We start from the raw sequence: 22,564 nt of genomic DNA on the forward strand, positions 1-22,564 counted from the left end.
TGATTTTCGCTTAATCTAGTATGGTTTAATTTGATTTATATCACATTTTTGTTTTAAAAATCCTCTTTCTCATACATATGCGACATACGGTCATGTTTAGTTTTTAAATAATCAGCATTGAATTCATTCAAACCCACAGTCAATGGCACACGATCCGTTACATCAATACCTAAGTCAGTTAAGGCTTTAAGTTTTAACGGATTATTGGTGATGAGTTTGACCTGTTTTACGGCTAAATGATCCAGCATAATGCTACACATATCATAAGTGCGGGCATCGGCAGGGAGGTTTAACATCAAATTAGCATCAACGGTGTCATGTCCTTGATCTTGTAAAGCATAAGCACGAATTTTATTGGTCAAGCCAATACCACGACCTTCTTGACGCAGATATAAAATCACACCTTGACCTGCATCATTGATCATTTGCATGGTGTTATGCAGCTGTGGGCCACAGTCACACTTGAGTGACCCAAAGGCATCGCCCGTTAAACATTCAGAATGAATACGTACTAAAACAGGTGCGGTTGGTGCATTTTCAAGACCTTTTGAAAGCGCAACGTGCTCTTCACCAGTTTGTGGATCTTGAAAAACAGAAATTTTAAAGTCACCAAAAGCCGTAGGGAGTTTAGACGTAGCAATAAATTCAATCGGCACAGGCTTAACCATTTTTTGTGTTGAAATTGGCTAAAGTATAGCGTAAAGCATGCATATAGGTAGAATGGTAACGTATGTTTTTATGCACAATCCTGAAAATACATTATTCTTTTTTGTATAAAGAACACGAAAATGGTTGATAAATACTAAGATTATTCAGGATAATTAGACCAAATTGACATAAATGCCGAACTGAGAACCGTTCAGTGGAGCATCCTTATAAATGTGGCGGAAGGTTTGTGATATGATGATCTTTCACGAATATACTACCCCGTGTTCCCAGCTTAGATTTGCCAGGCTTTAGAAGGCTTTGCCACATATGTTGTATACCGAAATCCCGAGTCAACGCCCTGATACGCCATTGTTGAATGGAATAGACCATCCACAACAATTACGTCAGCTTGAGCCAGCCCGTCTGACACAGGTGGCAGATGAGCTACGTCAATATATTTTATACGCTGCTGGACAAAGTGGTGGGCATTTTGGTGCCAATCTTGGGGTCGTTGAGCTGACCGTAGCACTCCATTATAGCTTTAACACTCCCGAAGACCGCTTGGTTTGGGATGTTGGACATCAAGCCTATCCGCATAAAGCTCTAACAGGTCGCCGTGAGCAACTTGTTAGCATTCGTGCGAAAGATGGTTTAGCTGCATTTCCTGCACGTGAAGAATCTGTATTTGATACCTTTGGTGTAGGACATTCATCGACTGCAATTTCTGCAGGTTTAGGCATGGCATTGGCAAGCCGATATCAACAAAAAAAGCGAGAAGTTGTTGCCATCATTGGTGATGGTGCAATGACAGCTGGTATGGCATTTGAAGCCATGAATGATGCGGTTGCCCACAATGCAGACCTAATGGTTGTATTAAATGACAACGATATGTCAATTTCACAAAGCACAGGTGGATTTGCCAAACATCTAGCGTCTATTTGGGAACAAGGTAAATTTATTAATGTTGATGAACAGGGGCAAGCCTTCGTTCAAGATTGCCCTGAATGGGACTTTAATTCTCGTTTGCATGAATCTGCAACTGATGCTGCCGATAACCTATTTAAAGCCATTGGTTTTGATTATTTTGGTCCATTTGATGGACACGATGTCAATCAAATGGTTCAGGTCTTTAATGCGTTAAAACAGCGTAAGGGACCTCGTTTAATCCATATTTATACCGTTAAAGGTAAAGGATTTGCACCTGCCGAAGCGGATCAAATTAAGTACCATGCGATTGGTAAACTCAGCGCGGTAGCTTCAAAAAATACCGCCCCAAAATATGCCGATGTTTTTGGGCAATGGTTGTGTGATGAGGCAGCGCAAGATGAAAAATTGCTCGCGATCACACCTGCAATGTGTGAAGGCTCGGGTATGGTGCAATTTGCACAGCAATATCCTGAGCGTTATTTCGATGTTGCGATTGCCGAACAGCATGCGGTCACACTTGCTGCTGGTATGGCATGTGAAGGCTTAAAACCTGTTGTTGCGATTTATTCGACATTCTTACAACGTGGTTATGATCAACTGGTTCACGATGTTGCTTTGCAAAATCTTGATGTCACTTTTGGTATTGATCGTGCAGGTTTAGTCGGTGAAGATGGTCCAACACATGCAGGGGCGTATGATTATGCCTTTATGCGTACCGTACCGAACATTGTGATTATGGCGCCGAAAGACGAAAATGAATGTCGTCAAATGTTGCATACGGCGTATATGCATCAGGGGCCTGCCGCAGTACGTTATCCACGTGGTAATGGCTTGGGTGTAGAAATTCAGCAAACAATGATCACAATGGATATAGGTAAAGCTGAACTTTTAGCGACGTTTAATACTGAACATGAAGATGGTATTTCGATTTTAGCTTTTGGTAGTCGTGTTCAACCTGCGTTTGAAGCTGCAAAGCAACTTGCTGAACAGCTAGATGTTGCTGTACGTATCGTAAATATGCGTTTTGTCAAACCACTTGATGAGCAAATTATTCGAGATTTGGCAGATCAAACGAGTTTATTTGTTACTGTTGAAGAACATGCAGTAATGGCAGGAGCGGGAAGTGCTGTGAATGAATTTATGGCGCAAGCGCAAATTTTAAAACCTATGTTGAATTTAGGTTTGCCTGATACGTTCTTAGCACAAGCGAGCCATGCTGAAATGTTACAATCTTGCGGTCTAGATGCTAAAGGCATTCAACTTTCAGTTCAACATGCATGGACGAAACTGATTCAGCATGTTTAAAAGTATTAAAAATTATTTTGATATTGAATTGGATGATTTAGCTCAATTAAGCGATATAAATTCATAGCTTATAAACTTCATAAACATTTTTCCCCTAAAAGCCCGAATATTTGCTAAAATATTCGGGCTTTTATGCATTATTCTTTATCAATATCTTCAAATTTGTAGTGGGTGTTCAATGGAACCTATGGTGGTTATGGCTGCGCGTGCGGCTCAATTAGTTGGTCAAGAGCTTTTAAAAGCGCATCAAAATCGTCATAAACTCGATCTACAAGTCGAAGAAAAAGGTATCGATGGTCCTGTAACGCGTGTAGACCGTTATATTGAACAGTTGACGATTGATACACTTCGTAAAAGTTATAAAAATCACAGCTTCCTTGGTGAAGAATTTGGTTATCAAGAAGGTAATGGTCACGACGCTGATTGGTGTTGGATTATTGATCCACTTGATGGCACATTAAACTTCATTAATGGTGTTCCTCATTTCTGCGTATCTATCGCAGTTCAGCACAAAGGTATCACTCAACACGGTGTTATTTATGACCCTGTGAAAGATGAGTTATTCTCTGCAAGCCGTGGTCGTGGTGCAATGCTGAACCAACGCCGTATTCGTGTAAATGTAAAAGACAGCCTTGAAAAGACTTTCATGGGCGTAGGTCATGCATTCCGTAAAGTTCGTAACGGTGAAGTCGTTTCTTATGCAAAAAACCATTTTGATTCATTGTTGAATGTCACTGAGGCAGGCGCGCAATATCGTCGTTCAGGTTCAGCAGCACTGGATCTTGCTTATGTTGCAGCAGGTCGTTTTGATGCTTACTTTGAACTTGGTCTGAAGCCTTGGGATATCGCAGCGGGTGAGTTAATCGTGAAAGAAGCGGGTGGTACTGTTGTTGATGCACGTGGTGGCTCAGAATCTATGGAAAACGGTCAAGTGATCGCTTGTTCTATGAAAATGTTAAAACCACTCATGCAACAAGTTGTTCCTGCTTGGGGTGAAGCTGCGAAGTAATTTATACTTTCGTAGATTGAGTTTGAAAAGCCTTCATTTTTATGAAGGCTTTTTTATGCGATATTTGAAATTTAATCTTTATTTTGTTCCCTATGTTTAATACGCATTTCCCATTCTTCAAATGGAATATTATGTAGATCTAACTCATCTTCTTTTAATTCACTTACACCTTTCATAAGTAGTCCTGGCCAATGATCTTCTTCAGGAATATAGGCAAATTCGAAATCAATCTTTCCTGTTTCTGTTAATGTGATTTTATAGTTTGTCCATTTCTCTGCAAACATATCCAGTGATCTTAACTTTTTCATTAATTCATATATTTGACTTTCAATTTCGTAAGGACTTTCACCAAATAGAAAACTCTCGATTTTCCCATTTTTGAGAAGCCAATCTGCTCCACCTGACCAATGTTCAGGATAAATATCACCTGTAAAATATATTACAGTTGCTTCTTCAGGCATGATAGACCACAGAAGTTCACCAATTTTTTGATAGATTTTTTGTTTTTATTTTTGTTCTTGTTCTTGTTCTTGTTCTTGTTCTTGTTCAGGGTTGCTCCAACTATCTGTCAACTTTTGTGTCCAAAATCGTGATGGAACCATCATGCATGCATGAGTAGAAGGGTGTATTAAAATTGGAATTTTATTACTGGACAATATGCGATTCGGACTATGTTCTCTGGCAAAGACAAATGTTGTTGAACATATTGATGCGTTTGTAAGTGATGATGGCAACTCCCAATCTAAGCCACGCTCTTGCTCATTCGTGACCATTTCTGCAAGTTTACTCAATTGGATATCATCAGGAACAGTATTTTTTAAACTATAAATTTTTGATGCGATTTCTGATAAGTATTCAGGATTATTATCAAAGTCTTGAGTAGAAGAGTAGACAATATGCACGGGATGATCCATCGGACCATCTTGAAATAATAAATTATTCGCTTGTACGACTGCCGCCCAAACAATATTTCCATGATTGAGTAATTTTAATTGTTGTCGATATTGTTCGGATAGTGGATCATCAGCATTCATCCATTTAGGTTGTTTAGATCTAGTGAATAGGTTTTTAATAAAGCGAATAATATAATGATCTTTATTGAAGTTTTTTCTAATCACTTGAATAGTTTCTTGTTCAATGGTTTGTGTAGACATTTTTTTTAATCTAGCTTTGTTGTTTTTAGGGATAAATAGAAGTGTTTTATTTCAAAATAATTATATCTTATTTACTCACAGGAAAAAACAATAAAACTTCGTGACTTTATTTTAAATCCTGCTATACTCCGCCCACGCACTAAATTTCGTTCATTACCTGAACATTTCTCTTCTATATTGTGTAGCGCGTCCGGTCCCAAGAGAGGACAATATTTCGCGCCCCACCCAATCGCTTAAGCGATTCCTTCAGGTTGCGGCTGTTATCAAATGTGCGTTATACGCATCGTCGTTCTCGGATTTCCGCTGATTTCTATTTTTTCAGCGATTATTGCTGTGCCGGTTTTTGCCGATGTCCATCAGACTATATATTTAATGGAGCACCCACATTCGGGTGACATACTCTATGAGCAAAACTTTTGCTGATTTTTCTTTAGACGAGTCGCTACAAAAAGCACTTGAATCTCTTGGTTTTACTGCGCCTACGCCAGTTCAAGAGCAATCTATTCCTGCGGCTATGGAAGGTAAAGACCTTCTTGTATCAAGCCAAACAGGTTCTGGTAAAACTGCTGCATTTTTACTTCCAACATTAAATGCTTTAGCGGGTCAAGACACGCTTAATTCATTTAAAGATCGCATGAAAGCGGTAACTCAACCGAATATCCTTGTTATCTCTCCTACACGTGAGCTTGCACAGCAAGTATGTCAAGATGCTATTGCACTTGTACGTCACATGAAAGGTGTTCGTGTTGCTGCAATCATGGGCGGTATGCCTTTTGGTAAGCAAATTCAACAATTAAAAGGTGCACAAGTTGTAGTTGCGACTCCAGGTCGTTTACTTGATCTTGTAAACCGTCGTCAAATCAAACTTGATTTAGTTGACGCTTTAATTGTCGATGAAGCTGACCGTATGCTTGATTTAGGCTTCTCTGAAGACTTGGAAGCAATCAGCGATTTAGCGTTAAATCGTAAACAAACATTAATGTTCTCTGCAACATTTGCACCACGTATCATTAACCTTGCTGAACGCATGATGAATGATCCAATGCGTATTGCAATTGAAACAGGTCATTCTACAAATACTGACATTACCCAAACTTTGCATTGGACTGATGGTTTTGAGCATAAGAAAAAATTGCTTACGCATTGGTTAAGTGCTGAAGATGTAGATCAGGCTGTTGTATTTGCGTCAACTCAAGAAGATACAGATATGCTTGCTGAAGAGCTTGCAGAAGCTGGTCTTTCAGTTGTAGCACTTCATGGTGCTATGCCACAAACTGTACGTAACCGTCGTTTACGTTCTATTCGTGAAGGTCGTGCAAAAATCCTTGTTGCTACAGATGTAGCTGCTCGTGGTCTTGACGTTCCAACAATTTCACACGTAATTAACTTCGGTCTTCCTATGAAGAACGAAGACTATGTACACCGTATTGGTCGTACAGGTCGTGCGGGTCGTACAGGTAAAGCAATCACTTTGGCAACTTACCGTGAACGCGGTAAAATTCGTGCTTTAGAAGATTACTTAGAAGCGCGTTTGAACGTTTCTGAAATCGAAGGCCTTGAGCCATCTCCACCTCCTGCACGCGGTAGTCGTGATGGCGGCGGTCGTGGTCGTGATGGTGGCGGTCGTGGTCGTAACGGCGGCGGTCGTGGCGGTTTTGGTGGCCGTGATAGCGGTGGTCGTAGTCGTTTTGAAGGCGAAAGCAACTTCAAACGTCGTGATGGTGGTGAAGATCGTCCACGTCGTGAAGGCGGTTTCGGTGATCGTCCACGTGGCGACCGTCCATCGTATGGCGATGATCGTCCAAAGCGTGATTTTGGTGATCGTCCAGCTCCACGCCGTGAGGGTGGTTTCGGTGATCGTCCACGTGGCGACCGTCCATCGTATGGCGATGATCGTCCAAAGCGTGATTTTGGCGATCGTCCACCACGTCGTGAAGGCGGTTTCGGTGATCGTCCACGTGGTGACCGTCCATCGTATGGCGATGATCGTCCAAAGCGTGATTTCGGTGATCGTTCAGCTCCGCGTAGCGATCGTCCATCTTATGGTGATCGTCCTCGCTCTAATGATGATAACCGTGGTAACAGCGTAGATTACAAACCACGTCGTGAAGGTAGCTTCGGCGACCGTCCAAAGCGTGATTTTGGTGATCGTCCAGCGCCACGCCGTGAAGGTGGTTTCGGTGATCGTCCACAACGTTCTTTTGGTGACGACCGTCCAAAACGCACTTTTGGTGGTGAAGATCGTCCTAAGCGTGAATTTAATTCAGATCGTCCGCGCCGTGAAGGTGGAGAAGATCGTCCACGTCGCAAATTTAACGACTAAATATAAAATAGTTTAAGTAAATTTAAAAAAACCAGCTTTAGGGCTGGTTTTTTATTGCATGCAAAATTTATTCTGATACAATAAAGTGTGTTGTAGTTCATGCTTTTTTTATTTTTAGATAAATATAGGTAATAATGTGAATATTCGTATTTATGGAAATTCCCATTTTGGAGTGATTATGTTTAATATTTTCTTCCTGCTCTTGTTATGTAATATCGGATATTTTGTTTTTAGTGTCTTGCTGTAAATGCATTTTGTTTTACCTAAAATAATTTAATAAATAAGAACATTTTAAGTACATTATTCAATAATAAATTTAGTATAAGATTCAGACTTTAAGTATAAAAATGATACACTGCGTCCCAAATTATTATTATTTCATCTTAATACAACTCAGGCTGATCAGAGTATAGTATGCGGACTGTAATTGCAGGAAATGTTCAATTATGAATAATCAAACACTTCCCGACGATCAGGCTTTAATTGAAGTACGCAATTTAAGTTTTAATCGTAGTGAACGTGTCATTTATGACAATGTAAATCTTAAAATTCGACGTGGACAAATTACCGCAATCATGGGGCCGTCAGGTACAGGTAAAACAACTTTATTGCGCCTAATTGGGGGACAATTGACGCCTGATCATGGTGAAGTATTGCTTGATAGAAAAAATATTGCATCCATGTCACGAAATGAGCTTTTTGCTGCACGTGCACGTATGGGAATGTTATTCCAAAGTGGTGCATTGTTTACAGATATGACGGTGTATGAAAATGTGGCTTTTCCCATTCGTGCACATACGAAATTATCTGAAAATTTAATTGCAGAACTTGTGGCTTTAAAACTTGAATCTGTTGGTTTACGTGGTGCTGAAAAATTGATGCCAGCTGAGCTGTCGGGTGGCATGAATCGCCGTGTTGCTTTGGCGCGTGCTATAGCACTTGACCCTGATCTCATTATGTATGATGAGCCATTTGCAGGGCAAGACCCAATTGTGATGGGGGTTTTAACGCGCTTGATTCGCTCTTTACGTGATGCGCTCGATTTGACTTCAATTATTGTTTCACATGATGTATCTGAAACTTTATCTATTGCTGACTATATTTATGTGGTTGCCGAGGGCAAAGTACAAGGAGAGGGCACACCTGATGAATTGCGTCAGCATGCTTCACCGTTTGTACAGCAATTCTTGACAGGTTCGATGGAAGGACCTGTTGATTATCAGTTTAGTCATCAGCCGTATTTAAAGAATGAGGTACATTCATGAATGCAATTGCCTTATTAGGTAGACGTGTTATTGAGCGTGTACAGGGCATTGGAGTTGCAACGCAGATGCTGTTGCAGATCTTATTTTCTATGCCTACAGCTTTGGGCTTCCGACTATTTCTGTATCAAATGTACCGTGTCGGGGTCATGTCATTATTAATCATTGCAGTATCTGGGCTGTTCATTGGTCTAGTCATTGGTCTGCAAGGTTATTCAATTTTGGTTAATGTTGGCTCTGAGTCTATGCTTGGTACAATGGTTTCATTGACTTTACTGCGTGAACTTGCACCTGTTGTTGCTGCGTTGTTGTTTGCAGGACGTGCAGGTTCTGCATTAACTGCAGAAATTGGTTTAATGAAAGCGACAGAACAGCTTTCAAGTATGGAAATGATAGGTGTTGATCCACTCAAACGTATTGTTTCACCGCGTCTTTGGGCGGGGATTGTAAGTTTACCTATGTTATCTGTTATTTTTGCTGCCATTGGAATTATGGGTGGTAAATTGGTGGGAGTGGACTTTTTGGGTGTTGATGAAGGTTCATTTTGGAGCGGTATGCAAGGCACAGTACAGTTTAGTAAAGATGTGCTTAATGGCACAATTATCAAGAGTATTGTTTTTGCACTTATTTGTACTTGGATTGCGGTATATCAAGGTTACGCTTGTGAGCCAACATCGGAAGGTATTGCTACTTCGACAACACGTACGGTTGTCTATTCATCGCTTTGTGTACTTGGTTTTGATTTTGTGTTGACTGCGGTCATGTTCGGAGGGGTTTAATGAAATCACGTAGTAGTGAGCTAGCCGTAGGTATTTTTGTCATTGTCTTTGGGATTGCTCTATTTTTCCTTGCCATGAAGGTTAGTGGCTTGATGGGGACAAATCTCAAAGATAGCTATAGCATGACAGCTACATTTGATAATGTGAATGGTTTAAAACCTCGTGCCAAAGTAACGATGAGTGGTGTCACCATTGGTCGTGTGGAATCTATTACCCTAGACCCTGTTTCACGCCTTGCAAAAGTCACATTTGATTTGGACGGTCAATTGACATCATTTGATAGTAAACAATTGAAAGATGTACAGCAAAATGCACTCGAAGAATTGCGTTACAGTGCTGATTATCAGTCTGCAGATGCTGTGAAACAAAAAGAAATGGAAAAGACACTGATTAGTAACATGACATCCATCACAAGTATTGATGAAGATGCTTATATTATGGTTGCGACCAATGGATTGTTGGGTGAAAAATATTTAAAAGTTGTACCTGGTGGTGGTTTGAATTACCTCAAACGTGGTGATGCTGTAGGTAATACACAAGGCACAATGGATCTTGAAGATCTAATTTCTAAATTTATTACAGGTGGTGCAGGTAAATCATCAAGCGCTGCATCTGAGTCTAAAGATGCACCTGCTACGACCGAAACAACTGATGCTCAAAATTCGTTTGTCGAATAAGCATTAGAGGAGTAACTGAAGGTGAACATGAATATAGTATTAAAACAAACTTTTACAGCAGGTATTCTTGCAACAATGATGGCGACAGTTGCCAATGCAGCACCTACTGAAGCGCCTCCCGCTTTTGTTAAGCGTGTTGCTGATGGTCTTATTTCACGTTTGAAAGCAGATCATGCGAAACTTCAGAGTAACCCCGATGCTGTAAAAGCGATTGTACGTCAAAACCTTGATCCGTATGTCGATGGTCAGGCTTTTACACGTATTGTGATGGGAACATATGCGACGAATCAATACAGTAATGCTGCACAGCGTGCTAAGTTTGAACAAAATTTTCGTAATACATTGATCGAAAACTACGGTAGTGCGTTTGCGAAATTTACGAATCAAACTTATACCATGCGTCCGTATAAAGCGAGTGCAAGTAAAAATCCTGTAGTGACGATCGACTTTAATAACAAAGGTGAAAAAATCCCTGTGTCATTCCAACTGTCAGATCAAGGTTCACAATGGAAAATCCGTAACATCAATGTATCTGGTATTGATCTTGGCTTACAGTTCCGCAATCAGTTTGCAGCAAACGTTCAACGTAACAATGGCAATATTGATAAGGCAATTGCAACATTCAAACCTGATGCTGATGCAGCAGTGAAAAAATAATTGATTGTGAATGATGGGTGGATGCGTGATTGAATTAAAAGATCAGGAATTGTATGTTAGCGGTAAAATTTCTTATGATAATGCTGAAAGCTATTATCAAAGTGGTTTGAAGATTATTCGTGATGAAAATAAATTTCCACTGACAATCAATTTATCTCAGCTTGAACATGGGAGTACTTTGGCATTGTCAGTGTTGGTACAGTGGTTGCGCCAAACACCGAATGTGCAAGGATTACAATTTAAAGCTGTACCTACAAAAATGATGAAAATTATTCAAGCCTGTCATTTACAAGATGATTTGAAATTGATTTAAATCATTAAAGTAAATAAAAAAGCACCGAAAGGTGCTTTTTTATTTCTGTAAAATTTTGAGATTAGCAATATTCAATATATGTAAGAATATTCAGGCATGATTGTAGATGTGGTGCATTTCTTTTGCTTCGCTTTGAAGCAGTGTTTCAAAGCCTTGCTCATCAAATCCATTTTTTCCATCTAAAGTAAATGAGTGGTCCTACAAAGAACGCGATCAAGATGGTGATCACAACATAAAAGCTTGTCGAACCATGTGCAAAAGGTAGAACTTCGGTGTTCATACCATAAATACTTGCAATTAGCATGGGTGGTGCAAGCATACTGGGTAAAATGGAGAATCGACGAATCGTATCATTCTGCTCAGTATTAATGAAGCCTGACGTGGTGTCGAGCAGGAATCGAACTTTTTGGAATAAGAATGCATCGTGTTCGACCAGTGAGCGAACATCCTCACTAAGCTCTCGAATATCTGCATCATAAATATGACTACCCAATGCACGAGGTCGGGATAAGAAGGTCAGTACTCGGCGTAAATCAATCAGGCAGAGTTGTGCTTTTCCGAGCATATCCTCTTTTTGAGCCAAACGTGTAATCATATCATCAAGGTCTAAAATCATTTCACGATGACGCACGTTCAAGACTTCAGTTGAATACGACTCAAGGTCTTTGTGAATATCTTCGAGGATATCGGCAAGTTCATCGAGTTTAGCTTCAAGTAGACCAAGTAAAATCCAAGTCGGATCTTTATAGTCAATATCATAGTCATTGCGGCGGGCACGGGCACGAAAGGCACGAAAGGCTACAAGTTTTTCACCACGTAAGGTGAACAAGCGGTTTTTATGTAAAATGAATGCAACCGTTTGTACCGTTGCCAGCATGTTAGTTGAATCATCAGGATCACCTTCAACCTGATAGTTTTTATTTTTTGTTAAAAAATAGGTACTGATATGTAAAATTCCATCATCATCACGATAGAATCGAGCAGAGGATGAAATATCTTCGAGTGATTTTAGCGTAGGAAGATTTTGTTCATAGGCATCTAGCACCCATTCTTGTTCTTCTTGTGAAGGTGCAATAAGGTCAACCCAAACCAATTCAGGGTGTAAGTCAAAACCGCCATTAATGGTTGCATCTTCCAAGCTACCGCGCTCTGTGGCATAAAAGGCTTCAAGCATCGTCTCTTTCTCCTTTGCGCAGTATACTGAGTTAATTGATGGGTGTATTTTAGACAAGGATTCCGAGGAAAACACGGAATACATCGCTTATTTTTAAAAAATCTCTCGTATTGTTTAATTTTACATCATGACCATAGCATAACAGGGTTAGATTTATATGAATTCTATCGCAATTTTTTGTGGATCTGCATTTGGATCAGATTCTATCTTTGCTGAAACGGCAAAATTAACGGGTGAATTAATCGCTAAGCAAGGGAAAACCTTAGTTTATGGTGGTGGTCGTTCAGGCTTGATGGGTATTGTTGCAGACAGCGCATTGGCTGTTGGTGGTCAGGTCATTGGTGTGATTCCACAGAATTTGGTCGATGCTGAATTGGCACATCCAGATTTAACCAAACTGTATGTTGTTAAAGATATGCATGAACGTAAAACTAAAATGTCTGAACTCTCCGATGGTTTTATTGCTTTACCGGGTGGTTCTGGGACATGGGAAGAGATTTTTGAACAATGGACTTGGGCACAGCTAGGTATTCATTTAAAGCCGTGTGCATTTTTAAATGTTGAAGGTTTTTATAGTGATTTATTTAAGTTTATTCAATTGAGTACACACAAAGGTTTTACTAAAGAACGTTTTACTGATGCCTTGATTTGTTCAGATTCTATAGAAGCGATTATGGCTCAATTTGAAGTATTTGTTGCACCTGAACCAAAATGGGGTAAACAAGAAAGAGTACAAGAAGAAAAGCGTGCTTAGTTTTTGTTAAGTTGTAAAAACACAATATATTGATTTTAATTTTAATTAACATCACAATATATTGTGTTTTTTGCTTTTAATTATTTTAATGTATGAATGTTATTACTGTTGCTGCGGCTGTTATTTTGAATGATCAAAATCAGTTATTATTGGTGAGAAAGAAAAATACTCAATTTTTTATGCAAGTTGGTGGAAAACTTGAGCTTAATGAATTACCTGAACAAACAATGCTACGTGAAATTGAAGAAGAAATTAGTACGACTGCACAAATACAGCAATTTTTAGGTCGCTTTGAAACGCTCGCTGCTAATGAAGCAGGGCATCAATTGGTGAGTTATGTTTATCAGGTAAATTTAGATCACGCACCAAAAATGGATGCTGAAATTGCAGAAATGAAATGGATTGATTTAGACCATGATCAGACTTTACTTGCACCGCTTACAAGGGAAGTGGTTATTCCGTGGTGTAGGGCAAATTTATAGGTTTTAGTCTGCTGCGGCAATACAGGCACTATAAATTTGCTGACAGCCGAGTTTGTTCAGTGCTTGTATAAGCGCCTGAATAGAACTACCTGTGGTCACTACATCATCGATGATGAGTACTTTTTTATATTTACGTCTTTCGGTAGAAATGATTTGAAATTGATTTTCGATATTTTCAATACGTTCGATTCGACTTAAACCTTTTTGCGAGTGTTGTGCTTCACGGTTAATGGGTTGCCATACAGGAATATTTAGTTCCTTAGCCATAATTTTGGCAATAATCAGCACTTGGTTATAGCCACGATCTGCGAGCCGTTGCGTTGAAATAGGCATAGGTACAATGGCTTGGACTTTAGGCAGTCTTAAATTTAATAAGCTGTGTGCCAGTAAATTTTGGTATTGTAATTGTTGTTCATATTTGTAGGTCAGAATCACTCGGTCTATGGGAAATTGATAATGATGAGCGCAAAGAATTTGTTGTTCATGCCGTATGATATGTTGTTTGAGCCATGGCAGATGTTCCCAACAATCGTTACATAATGAATGATATTGTTGTTGGTCTATGCCACAGAGTAGACAATTTGACATGCTTTGCACGCTTTTTTGTAGAATTCGGCTGATGAGTTGGAACATATTTTTATTCTTTTTTTTAATTTTAAATATCAATTTTAAAGTAAATTTAGCTATTAAAAAATGATTTTTGCATAGTGAAATTAATAAAGTAAGTCCCCCCCTAAAAGGGATGAGGACTTTGTTTAAACATATGCATACCTTGGTGCTTCAGGTAGCCATCGTTTCAGCAAGGCTTCTGCATTTACAGGATAATCTTTTAAAACTTGACTTGCGACATAATGTGCTTGATTTAGTAAGTGGTCATCTCGTTCGAGTTTGGCAACACGAAAGCCCATATCACCTGTTTGTTTTGTGCCAAGTAATTCACCTGGTCCACGTATTTCTAAATCTTTTTCAGCAATCAGAAAGCCGTCATTAGTTTCCCGCATGATACGCAAACGTTCCTGCCCATTTTGGGACAGCGGATGCTTATACAACAGGGCGCAGAAACTCGCTGTTGCCCCACGTCCGACACGACCACGAAGCTGATGCAGTTGTGAAAGCCCAAGACGTTCAGCATTTTCAATGATCATAATAGAGGCATTCGGCACATCAACACCCACTTCAATCACGGTGGTAGCAATCAATAGCTGTAATTCATTGTCTTTAAATTGTTGCATGACAGATTGCTTTTCATCAGCCTTCATTTTGCCATGTACAAGTCCAATATTCAGTTGTGGAAAACGTTCTTTAATTTCCGCATAAGTGGCTTCAGCCGCTTGAGCATCCAAGGTTTCAGACTGCTCTACAAGTGTACATACCCAATAGGCTTGCTTGCCTTCGGCACAGTTTTTCGCAACACGCTGTAAAACTTCTTCTCTACGCTCTAGCGGAATTGTCACGGTTTGAATAGGTGTGCGACCTGGCGGAAGTTCGTCAATGACTGAAGTATCTAAGTCACCATAGGCAGACATTGCGAGTGTTCGAGGAATGGGGGTGGCAGTCATCACCAATTGATGTGGCGTGGTATTGTCTACGCCTTTATTACGCAGTGCTAAACGCTGATCGACCCCGAAACGGTGTTGTTCATCAATAATGACTAAACCGAGTTTGGCAAATTCGACATTATCCTGAAATAGCGCATGTGTACCAATAATCACATTTGCAGTACCATCTTTTAGCGTGAGTTCAGCCGTAGCACGTGCCTTACCTTTTTGTTTGCCTGAAAGCCATGACACATTTAAACCGAGTGGTTCAAACCATTTTTTAAAGTTTAAATAATGCTGTTCCGCTAAAATCTCAGTCGGCGCCATGAGTGCAACTTGCCAACCTTCCTCAAGTGCATGGCAGGCGGCAACTCCTGCAACAAGGGTTTTTCCTGCGCCTACATCACCTTGAACAAGGCGAAGCATTGGTTTGTTTTGCTTTAAATCTTTGGCAATTTCATTTGATACACGTTTTTGTGCATGGGTCATTTCAAAAGGCATGCTCGCCAATAGTTGCTTGGCAAAGGTTTTACTGTAGCTAAATGATGGTGCTGCGATTTGTTGTATATATGCACGGCGAGTCAATAAGCTAATTTGATGTGCCACCAATTCTTCAAAAATTAGGCGTTGCTGAGCAGGGTGTGAACCTTGCGACAGTTGCAACATATTGGCATCTACAGGTGGATGATGAATATATTCAAGTGCTTGATTTAGCGCATAACCATTGGTGAATTTTTCAGGGAGTAATTCAGGTAAATCATCGGCGTGATGATTCAGTGCCTGTTTGACGTATTCACGTAGTTTAGGTTGGGTTAAGCCTTCAGTCGCAGGGTAAATTGCGGTGAGTTCAGTGTGGGGTAGTGGTGTAAGTTCGGTAATGAGCTGTATTTCAGGATGATATAACTCTAAACCTCTTGCACCGACTCGAACCTCACCGAATATTCTCAAGCGATTACCTGCTTTGGCTCGATCCATCAAGGCTTTATAAATATGATAAAAACGTAAGGTGACTTTACCGAAATCATCCTGCAATAAAATCGCCATCGACTTGCGTTTTCCAGGTGGCATTTCAATAGACTTGACCACGCCTTCCATAAGGTAACTACGTCCAACCTGTAATTGGTTCATGGCAATGATCGTGCTACGATCTTCGTAGTCACGTGGTAAATGGAACAGCAGATCATCTGTCGTGAAAATATTCAGTTTTTCAAGTAAAGTTGCGGCAGCATTGCCAACGCCTTGTAATTGATGAACAGCAGCCATTTTCCCTCAACTTAGTGTGTACTGATTTAATCATCAGTTTCGGTGAGTCAATTTTTGATGAATCGGTTTAAATAGGTCGGATCATGCATATTCTATTTATAGGTTATGGTAAAACATCTTCGCGGGTTGCTAAACAATTATTTCAGCAGAATCACCAAATTACCACAGTGAGTCGTAGTCCAAAGACTGATGATTTTGCTCAACATCTGACGCAAGATATACATCAACTCGATTTATCGCAGATTTCACTTGTCGATGCTGTCTATGTGCTTTTAGCACCACCTCGAAATACGTCTTCAAGTTTTGTTGAAGCTTACATGCATACTTATGTCAATTCTGTTCAGCCCATTGTTCGTGCATTAAAGGATCATCCTGTAAAGAGGATTGTTGTGGTGTCTTCAACTCGTGTGTATGGGGAAAATCATGGTGCGGTGATTAACGATGATTCACCGACTATTCCGTGTGATGAGCAAGGTTATTTGCTGTTAAAAATGGAAGAATTATGGCAACAGGCTTATCCAAATGAATGTGTAATTGTACGCCCGACAGGGATTTATGGGACTTCATCTGCAAGAATGGTAAAACTTGCTGAAGTCACAAAGACTTATTCTAATATTCATTGGTCTAATCGGATTCATATTTATGATCTGGCGAACTTTTTAGCGCATTTGCTTCACGTGGAACATCCTGAAAAATCATATATTTGTACAAATAACCAACCCCAACCTTTGCATGAAATGATTTTAAAAATTCAACGTGATTTGAATTTACCTGAGTTGGTTTTGCAAAGTCAGAATGAAACTGGGAAAAAGATTTTTGCGGATAATATGGTGAAGAGTGGGTATAAATTAAAGCATGATAGTTGTTTGCTAGATTATAGAAAGTTGTTATAAATGTTTGATGCATGTTATTTTGTAATTGATTTTATTAGAAATTTAAAAACTAAGAATTTTTTTGTGAAACATGAGTGATCTATAAAAAAGTCAGTTTAAATAAACGGACTTTTTTATATCTTTCTATAATTTTATAACTTCTATATAAATGAATTTATGAATGTGGCTCTATTCTTTGAGTAGAATTCATCTCATGTCTCACCCGGCTAATACGTTCATAAATTACTTTTCGCATTCTGTTTATTGCTCCAAGCGGTTTATGTTCAGGTAGCGTATGCCATGGGGTAAAAGAAAGGTTTTCACAAAACTTATTTTGTTCAGGAGTATCAAAAACTTGTTGTGGAATACGAATTGTTGCTACTTTATAAAAAGGGGCTTTGTTTTCTTTCCATTCAGTCATAGAGTCCTCGACTGACATGGTATTTGATGTTCGAGGCTGTATTAAAAACTCCATGCAAGCATCATTTTTTTGCAGACTTGTTTTGAGTGCTTCTCTTAAGAAATCATGATTCGGAGCGTATGGAATAGTCTCTTTAAATGCTGAACATGCTTGTATAGAATACTTTACAGCTTCACGATTCTGTCCTAGTCCCATCTGGTATGGCACCATAGACCAATACCTTGTATGCAAAGGATTTGAAATTTTATTTCGAGAGTTGAATGCGATCCAAGTGCCTTTCGCCCCTAATGCAAAGGGGATATGAAGTTGTTTAGAAGAATGCTCACTATTTATATCCTGCATTAACGATAAATAACGAGCAGGGTTATTTACAAAAAAAACAGGGTGATTAATCATAATAAAATCTTGAGTAGATGCTTCATTCGCTAAAAGCTTTGTTCCTGGTACTCCTAAAATTTTTATTGCGATGCCTCGAGCATCTTTTTTTATGTCTGCTTGCGTCGCATCGCGAGATCCATTAGAAAAGCGAATCCAAGATTGATATGTTTTTCCAGGAATAAAAACACCTTGAGCTAAATTTTTAGGTAGTTTTTCATTGATCTTGAATTCTGCATGTACACAGCCATGGGCTTTAGGATGTGCATCTCGTAGTGCGATACCTGTTGTATATTGCTTTCGAATGGATGTTTCAATGATATCTGCAATTTCTATAGCTGTGGTTGTTTCATTTGGATAAAGGTGTTCATTTAGACCTTCATCTATTGCGGGATAACTAACATCATTTGACGAGTTAAGTGTAATCGGTAAGGTATTCGCATTGACAGTAGAGCAGATATTGATGATTACGATAGACTGTAATAGTCGACTTAAACATATAGGCTTGATCAATTTTATCATTGATATCTCCTTGCGTTGAGCAAGTATCATGTCTAATTTATTTGCCTGATAGAGATCAGGTTCATTTAATCCATCAATAATTATAAAATTGAAAAGCCACTGAGCTTATAAATATTTTTGAGTTAAATTTAGCTTCAAATATAGCTTATTTAAGATAATGAGGGATGCTAAATTGATTTTTATTTTCAAATAGATATCGATTATATTTTAAATTAAGTCCTCCTCTCCAATTAGGAGAGGAGGGATGTATAAGGATTTACTTCTTCTTCCGTTTTAAGCGTTTCTTCGCTTGCTGCGCAGCTAAAGCATCTAAAGCCGCTTTTAACTCATCATCGGTAAATGACGTAATGTGTTGAAGCATTTGTAAAGTTACATCATCCAATACCAAGTTTGCATACTGTGCAACATTGCTAAATTGCTCACCATACACAATTGCATGATCTTCATTGGTCTTGATATAACCTTGTTCCGTCAATACTTTTACAAAGCTTTGGAATAGTGCTTTATCAAAGAACTCAGGTGAATTGAACTCATATAACACAGACAAACGCTGACCGACCAAATAACTCAATTCCTCAACCTGACGAATCGAAATATTGCCCGAACCACGTTGCGAAATTAAAGCCATCGTCATGTAATAGCGCTCAAGACTCTGACGTACAGGCGCAGCTAAAACTGCAAGCTGGTTATGGTCTTCCGAATTTGGTGTAGGGCAGAAAATAAAATCTTCATCATCGACAAAAATCAAGTTTGCTTGCGCCAAAGCATTAATATATTCAGTGACTTGAGCATTTATTTCACTATCATTCCATTTTAAGAACAATTCAGCTTTCAAAAATGGATAAAGCGTACGAATGACATTTAACAAATCAGTTTTATTGATCCGACCATTATGCTCTACCAAGGCAGCAATAAGTGATGGTAAAACAAAAGCATGCAAAATGTTATTGCGGAAATATGTTAATAAAACTGCTTGATTGTCTGCAATCGCAATAATATCGCCAAGTACGTGAGGTACACGCTTAATCAATTTTAGTTTAAGACCATAAGCAATGATTTCTTTCCCTGAAAGTGGCGTGACTTGCGTACGACCATCATAAGGAATAGCGGTGAGCAAATTGCGATAAGTATCGAGTTGCTTCACACAAATTTCTTCATCAAGCGTGTGTTTCGGTGTCGCCAATAAAATCAACGAGAGCAATGAAACAGGGTTAATCACGACAGCACGGTTGATATTTTCTAAAATTGCATTGGCTGAGCTATTTACCGCATTTGAAATTTCTTGTGGAATCGGATCATCATTATGTTCAATTTTGATCTTGTCTGCGCCGTGTGCTTTGAGTAAATCATCCAAGAATACAGGCTCGCCAAAGTTAACGTGAACTTTACCGAAAATACGTTCAATCTTTTTCAAAGTTTGAACAATACCCCAAATGGATTCAGACTCTTTGGCTTTACCATTCATCTCACCGACATAGGTTGCACCTTCCATCAAGCGCTCATAACCCACATAAGTTGGAATGAAGACAATCGGTTTCGCACGACCACGTAAATGGCTATGTACCGTCATTGCCAACATACCTGTTTTTGGTGGAAGTAAGCGACCTGTACGTGAGCGACCACCTTCAATGAAGTATTCTAAAGGTGTGTTACGTGACAAAATACTAAATAAATATTCTTTAAATACAGAAGTGTAAAGTGCATTACCGCGGAATGAACGACGAATAAAGAATGCGCCACCACCACGCAGAAGTTGACCCACAAACGGCATATTCAAGTTATCGCCTGCGGCAATATAGGGCACCATCAAACCACGTTTGTAGATCACATATGACAATAATAGGTAGTCGATATGACTACGGTGACATGGCGTATAAATGACTTCGTAATCTTTGACCAACTCGCGAACGGTACTGAAGTTATGCACTTCCACACCATCATAAAGCTGAGTCCATAAACGAGTTAGTGCTTTATCGGCAAAATGTACTGCTGACGCTGAGTAGTCCGAAGCGATTTCATTGACAAAACCAATGGCTTTGCGTTCAGCATCAATCATGCTTACTTTAGAACGAATGCTTTCTTTACGAATGGCATCTTGTACATCAGGCGCTTTAATCAATGAGTGCATAACATTGCGGCGGTCAGATAAATCAGGCCCTAAAATCACTTCACGCTGACGATCTAAATATTGATTGAGATGACTAACAATATAAGTGACAGGTGATATATTTGGATGATGGATATTGGCATATTCCACAAGGCTTTTTAACGATTGTGCATCATGGAACTCTAGATAAGACTGACGACCATGAACGCCAATATTCATTAGTTGTTTGACTTTACCTGGTGTTGCCCATGTATCTGCAAACAACAGTTTCAGTAATGAATCTTCTTTATCGGGTGAACGCCCCCAAAGCACCGTGACTGGAATCAGCTCAATGTCGTAATCAGGGTGTTTTTCTAAAAATTCAATGAGACGTAATAGACGCGGTGGAAATGAATGCGTCGTCGATTGCAGTAAATTATGATCATCTTGATGTTGTAAAAAGATGACCGCTGCTTTTTCTTTTTGTGTTTCAAGTACAAGTGGATCAAGTGCTGCTGGGAGTTTTAAGCGACGTGTTTCACCATCAACCACTAACGCATTACTACGAGAATGGTTTTGTAAAACATAGCAGACCACTTTTTTATTGGCTTGTTGTGGAGATTGAGAATCCGCTGCTACATCGGACGGAATTTCTCCAAGAACATGCGGTGTGACCACAAGGTCAAGCAGCTTACTGGAAAGCCGACGGTACATTTGACCAAAACCACTCTTGGACATAAAAACTCCTAGCAAATGATGAACAGCACATGTATTTCAATGAGCAATATTTTCTATAAATTAGTAGACAAACAATAGGTCATTTTCAGCCAAATTATAGTGAAATACGCGGACTTTATCGTTAAAAATCGTATTTTTACAGATTATAACAAAGTTAAGTTGTGACAACACAGTCAATCAAACTTTAGTATTTTGCTAGGGAGTTGTGGCAAAATAAAAAATCATCTGTGTTGAGTCACTATTTTTGATTAAAAATAGCAGCCAAATACAGAAAATACGGAATCTATTTTAGAGTCTTATCTCTTATCGTGCGGATTGTATATGAATAATCTAACCCAAGAATTGGTTGAACTACTAAGCTTAGAAAGGCTTGAAGCGAATATTTTTCGTGGACAAAGCCGTAACCTTGTAGGCAAGCGTGTATTTGGTGGACAAGTCCTTGGGCAGGCTTTACGTGCGGCTTCTTATACAGCAGATCGTCCTGTAAATTCATTACATGCTTACTTCTTATATGGGGGAGATATTAACGCACCCATTATTTATGAAGTTGAAAATTTGCGTGATGGGAAAAGTTTCTTAAGTCGCCAAGTGAAAGCTATTCAGCACGGTCGTATCATTTTCACAGCAATGGTGTCTTTTGCAAATTATGAAGAGGGCTTGGAGTATCAAATTGAGCAGCCAGAATATCCTGCGCCTGAAACATTAAAGCCTGAACAAGAGCTCAAAGAAAATTTGGTGAGCTTCGTTCCTGAAAATATTCGTACCGCATTTATGCGTCCACGTCAGGTTGAAATTCGTCAGGTAAATGCAAGTAATCCATTTCAGCCACAGCCTGAAGCACCGTCGTATGCACATTATTTACGGACGCATCAAGATTTGCCTACTGATGTTGTTGATGATATTTCCTTGCATCAAGCAATTGTTGCTTTCTATTCAGACTACACTTTAATGATGACGGCTTTACGCCCACATGGCGTGAATTATTTATCGCCAAGTTTGCAATGTGCGAGCATTGATCATGCCATCTATTTCCATAGACCTGTCCGTGCCGATGAATGGATGCTGTATGACATGGATGCAACGGTGAGTGCCAATTCACGCGGTTTGAACTTTGGGCGTATGTGGCAAAATGGTCAGTTGGTTTGTAGTACAACACAAGAAGGCTTAATGCGTTTACGTGAAATTGAAACGCAATAATATGATTTAAAATAGCTATAAAAGACATGTAACATGATAAAAGCCTTGAATAATTCAGGGCTTTTTATTGTTCAGTAGAAGAGTTGGT

20 protein-coding genes are annotated in these 22,564 nt (G+C 39.3%); 12 read left to right on the forward strand and 8 right to left on the reverse strand.

The window, feature by feature from the left end:
• Window positions 1-53: 53 nt before the first annotated feature.
• The gene (gene ribA / locus ACK2M2_RS01035; protein WP_419345851.1) at window positions 54-656 is read right to left on the reverse strand and encodes a GTP cyclohydrolase II; all 603 of its coding nucleotides are present in this window, start codon (window positions 654-656) and stop codon (window positions 54-56) included.
• A 319-nt stretch (window positions 657-975) separates the two neighbouring features.
• Between ribA and dxs the strand changes: the two genes are divergently transcribed.
• Together dxs and ACK2M2_RS01045 are read left to right on the forward strand one after the other, a co-directional pair.
• A complete protein-coding gene (gene dxs, locus ACK2M2_RS01040) occupies window positions 976-2,880 on the forward strand; it encodes a 1-deoxy-D-xylulose-5-phosphate synthase (RefSeq protein ID WP_419345852.1) in 1,905 nt (634 codons plus the stop codon).
• Window positions 2,881-3,058: 178 nt separating this feature from the next.
• Window positions 3,059-3,889, forward strand: a complete 831-nt coding sequence (locus ACK2M2_RS01045) for an inositol monophosphatase family protein (protein WP_419345853.1) — start codon at window positions 3,059-3,061, stop codon at window positions 3,887-3,889.
• Window positions 3,890-3,960: 71 nt separating this feature from the next.
• On the opposite strand, the gene ACK2M2_RS01050 is transcribed toward ACK2M2_RS01045, so the two are convergent.
• Window positions 3,961-4,386, reverse strand: coding sequence for a hypothetical protein (locus tag ACK2M2_RS01050; RefSeq protein WP_419345890.1), 426 nt, complete (start codon window positions 4,384-4,386; stop codon window positions 3,961-3,963).
• A gap of 9 nt (window positions 4,387-4,395) precedes the next feature.
• Entirely contained in the window at window positions 4,396-5,043 is a 648-nt protein-coding gene (locus tag ACK2M2_RS01055; protein WP_419345855.1) for a hypothetical protein, read from the reverse strand.
• Between the two features lie 403 nt (window positions 5,044-5,446).
• Between ACK2M2_RS01055 and ACK2M2_RS01060 the strand changes: the two genes are divergently transcribed.
• The 6 genes from ACK2M2_RS01060 to ACK2M2_RS01085 all read left to right on the forward strand — a co-directional run bounded on the left by ACK2M2_RS01060 (window position 5,447) and on the right by ACK2M2_RS01085 (window position 11,054).
• Window positions 5,447-7,366 carry a DEAD/DEAH box helicase gene (locus ACK2M2_RS01060; protein ID WP_419345856.1) on the forward strand — a complete coding sequence of 640 codons (1,920 nt, stop codon included), beginning with the start codon at window positions 5,447-5,449 and terminating at the stop codon, window positions 7,364-7,366.
• Window positions 7,367-7,812: 446 nt separating this feature from the next.
• Window positions 7,813-8,631 (forward strand): ABC transporter ATP-binding protein, encoded by an 819-nt coding sequence (locus ACK2M2_RS01065; RefSeq protein ID WP_419345857.1) that lies wholly within the window; start codon window positions 7,813-7,815, stop codon window positions 8,629-8,631.
• Window positions 8,628-9,407, forward strand: coding sequence for a lipid asymmetry maintenance ABC transporter permease subunit MlaE (gene mlaE / locus ACK2M2_RS01070; protein WP_419345858.1), 780 nt, complete (start codon window positions 8,628-8,630; stop codon window positions 9,405-9,407). Before ACK2M2_RS01065 ends, mlaE begins: the two co-directional genes overlap by 4 nt.
• Entirely contained in the window at window positions 9,407-10,084 is a 678-nt protein-coding gene (locus tag ACK2M2_RS01075; protein WP_409509963.1) for an outer membrane lipid asymmetry maintenance protein MlaD, read from the forward strand. Before mlaE ends, ACK2M2_RS01075 begins: the two co-directional genes overlap by 1 nt.
• Window positions 10,085-10,111: 27 nt before the next feature.
• Window positions 10,112-10,741 carry an MlaC/ttg2D family ABC transporter substrate-binding protein gene (locus ACK2M2_RS01080; RefSeq protein ID WP_409509964.1) on the forward strand — a complete coding sequence of 210 codons (630 nt, stop codon included), beginning with the start codon at window positions 10,112-10,114 and terminating at the stop codon, window positions 10,739-10,741.
• Between the two features lie 25 nt (window positions 10,742-10,766).
• Window positions 10,767-11,054: an STAS domain-containing protein gene (locus ACK2M2_RS01085; RefSeq protein ID WP_419345860.1), complete on the forward strand. Its 288-nt coding sequence runs from the start codon at window positions 10,767-10,769 to the stop codon at window positions 11,052-11,054.
• A gap of 160 nt (window positions 11,055-11,214) precedes the next feature.
• Here the strand turns inward: ACK2M2_RS01085 and ACK2M2_RS01090 are convergent, their stop codons facing one another.
• Entirely contained in the window at window positions 11,215-12,228 is a 1,014-nt protein-coding gene (locus ACK2M2_RS01090) for a magnesium and cobalt transport protein CorA (protein WP_409509966.1), read from the reverse strand.
• A gap of 157 nt (window positions 12,229-12,385) precedes the next feature.
• On the opposite strand from ACK2M2_RS01090, the gene ACK2M2_RS01095 reads away from it, so the two are divergent.
• Both ACK2M2_RS01095 and ACK2M2_RS01100 read left to right on the forward strand, forming a co-directional pair.
• Window positions 12,386-12,982, forward strand: coding sequence for a TIGR00730 family Rossman fold protein (locus ACK2M2_RS01095; protein WP_419345861.1), 597 nt, complete (start codon window positions 12,386-12,388; stop codon window positions 12,980-12,982).
• A 92-nt stretch (window positions 12,983-13,074) separates the two neighbouring features.
• On the forward strand, window positions 13,075-13,464 hold the full coding sequence (locus ACK2M2_RS01100; protein ID WP_419345862.1) for an NUDIX hydrolase: 390 nt from the start codon (window positions 13,075-13,077) through the stop codon (window positions 13,462-13,464).
• A gap of 3 nt (window positions 13,465-13,467) precedes the next feature.
• Here the strand turns inward: ACK2M2_RS01100 and ACK2M2_RS01105 are convergent, their stop codons facing one another.
• The gene (locus ACK2M2_RS01105) at window positions 13,468-14,097 is read right to left on the reverse strand and encodes a ComF family protein (RefSeq protein ID WP_419345863.1); all 630 of its coding nucleotides are present in this window, start codon (window positions 14,095-14,097) and stop codon (window positions 13,468-13,470) included.
• A 122-nt stretch (window positions 14,098-14,219) separates the two neighbouring features.
• Window positions 14,220-16,265, reverse strand: coding sequence for an ATP-dependent DNA helicase RecG (recG, locus tag ACK2M2_RS01110; protein ID WP_419345864.1), 2,046 nt, complete (start codon window positions 16,263-16,265; stop codon window positions 14,220-14,222).
• A gap of 83 nt (window positions 16,266-16,348) precedes the next feature.
• Here recG and ACK2M2_RS01115 point away from each other — a divergent pair, with 83 nt between their 5' ends.
• A complete protein-coding gene (locus ACK2M2_RS01115; RefSeq protein WP_419345865.1) occupies window positions 16,349-17,158 on the forward strand; it encodes an NAD-dependent epimerase/dehydratase family protein in 810 nt (269 codons plus the stop codon).
• 154 nt (window positions 17,159-17,312) lie between these two features.
• Here ACK2M2_RS01115 and ACK2M2_RS01120 read toward each other — a convergent pair whose 3' ends face one another.
• Together ACK2M2_RS01120 and plsB are read right to left on the reverse strand one after the other, a co-directional pair.
• Window positions 17,313-18,455 (reverse strand): catalase family protein, encoded by a 1,143-nt coding sequence (locus ACK2M2_RS01120; RefSeq protein ID WP_419345866.1) that lies wholly within the window; start codon window positions 18,453-18,455, stop codon window positions 17,313-17,315.
• Window positions 18,456-18,711: 256 nt separating this feature from the next.
• Window positions 18,712-21,279 (reverse strand): glycerol-3-phosphate 1-O-acyltransferase PlsB, encoded by a 2,568-nt coding sequence (gene plsB, locus ACK2M2_RS01125; RefSeq protein ID WP_419345867.1) that lies wholly within the window; start codon window positions 21,277-21,279, stop codon window positions 18,712-18,714.
• 321 nt (window positions 21,280-21,600) lie between these two features.
• Here plsB and ACK2M2_RS01130 point away from each other — a divergent pair, with 321 nt between their 5' ends.
• Window positions 21,601-22,476: an acyl-CoA thioesterase gene (locus tag ACK2M2_RS01130; RefSeq protein ID WP_409509974.1), complete on the forward strand. Its 876-nt coding sequence runs from the start codon at window positions 21,601-21,603 to the stop codon at window positions 22,474-22,476.
• The last annotated feature ends 88 nt before the right edge of the window (window positions 22,477-22,564 follow it).

Source organism: Acinetobacter sp. TY1 (assembly GCF_048551395.1).
GTDB lineage: Bacteria > Pseudomonadota > Gammaproteobacteria > Pseudomonadales > Moraxellaceae > Acinetobacter.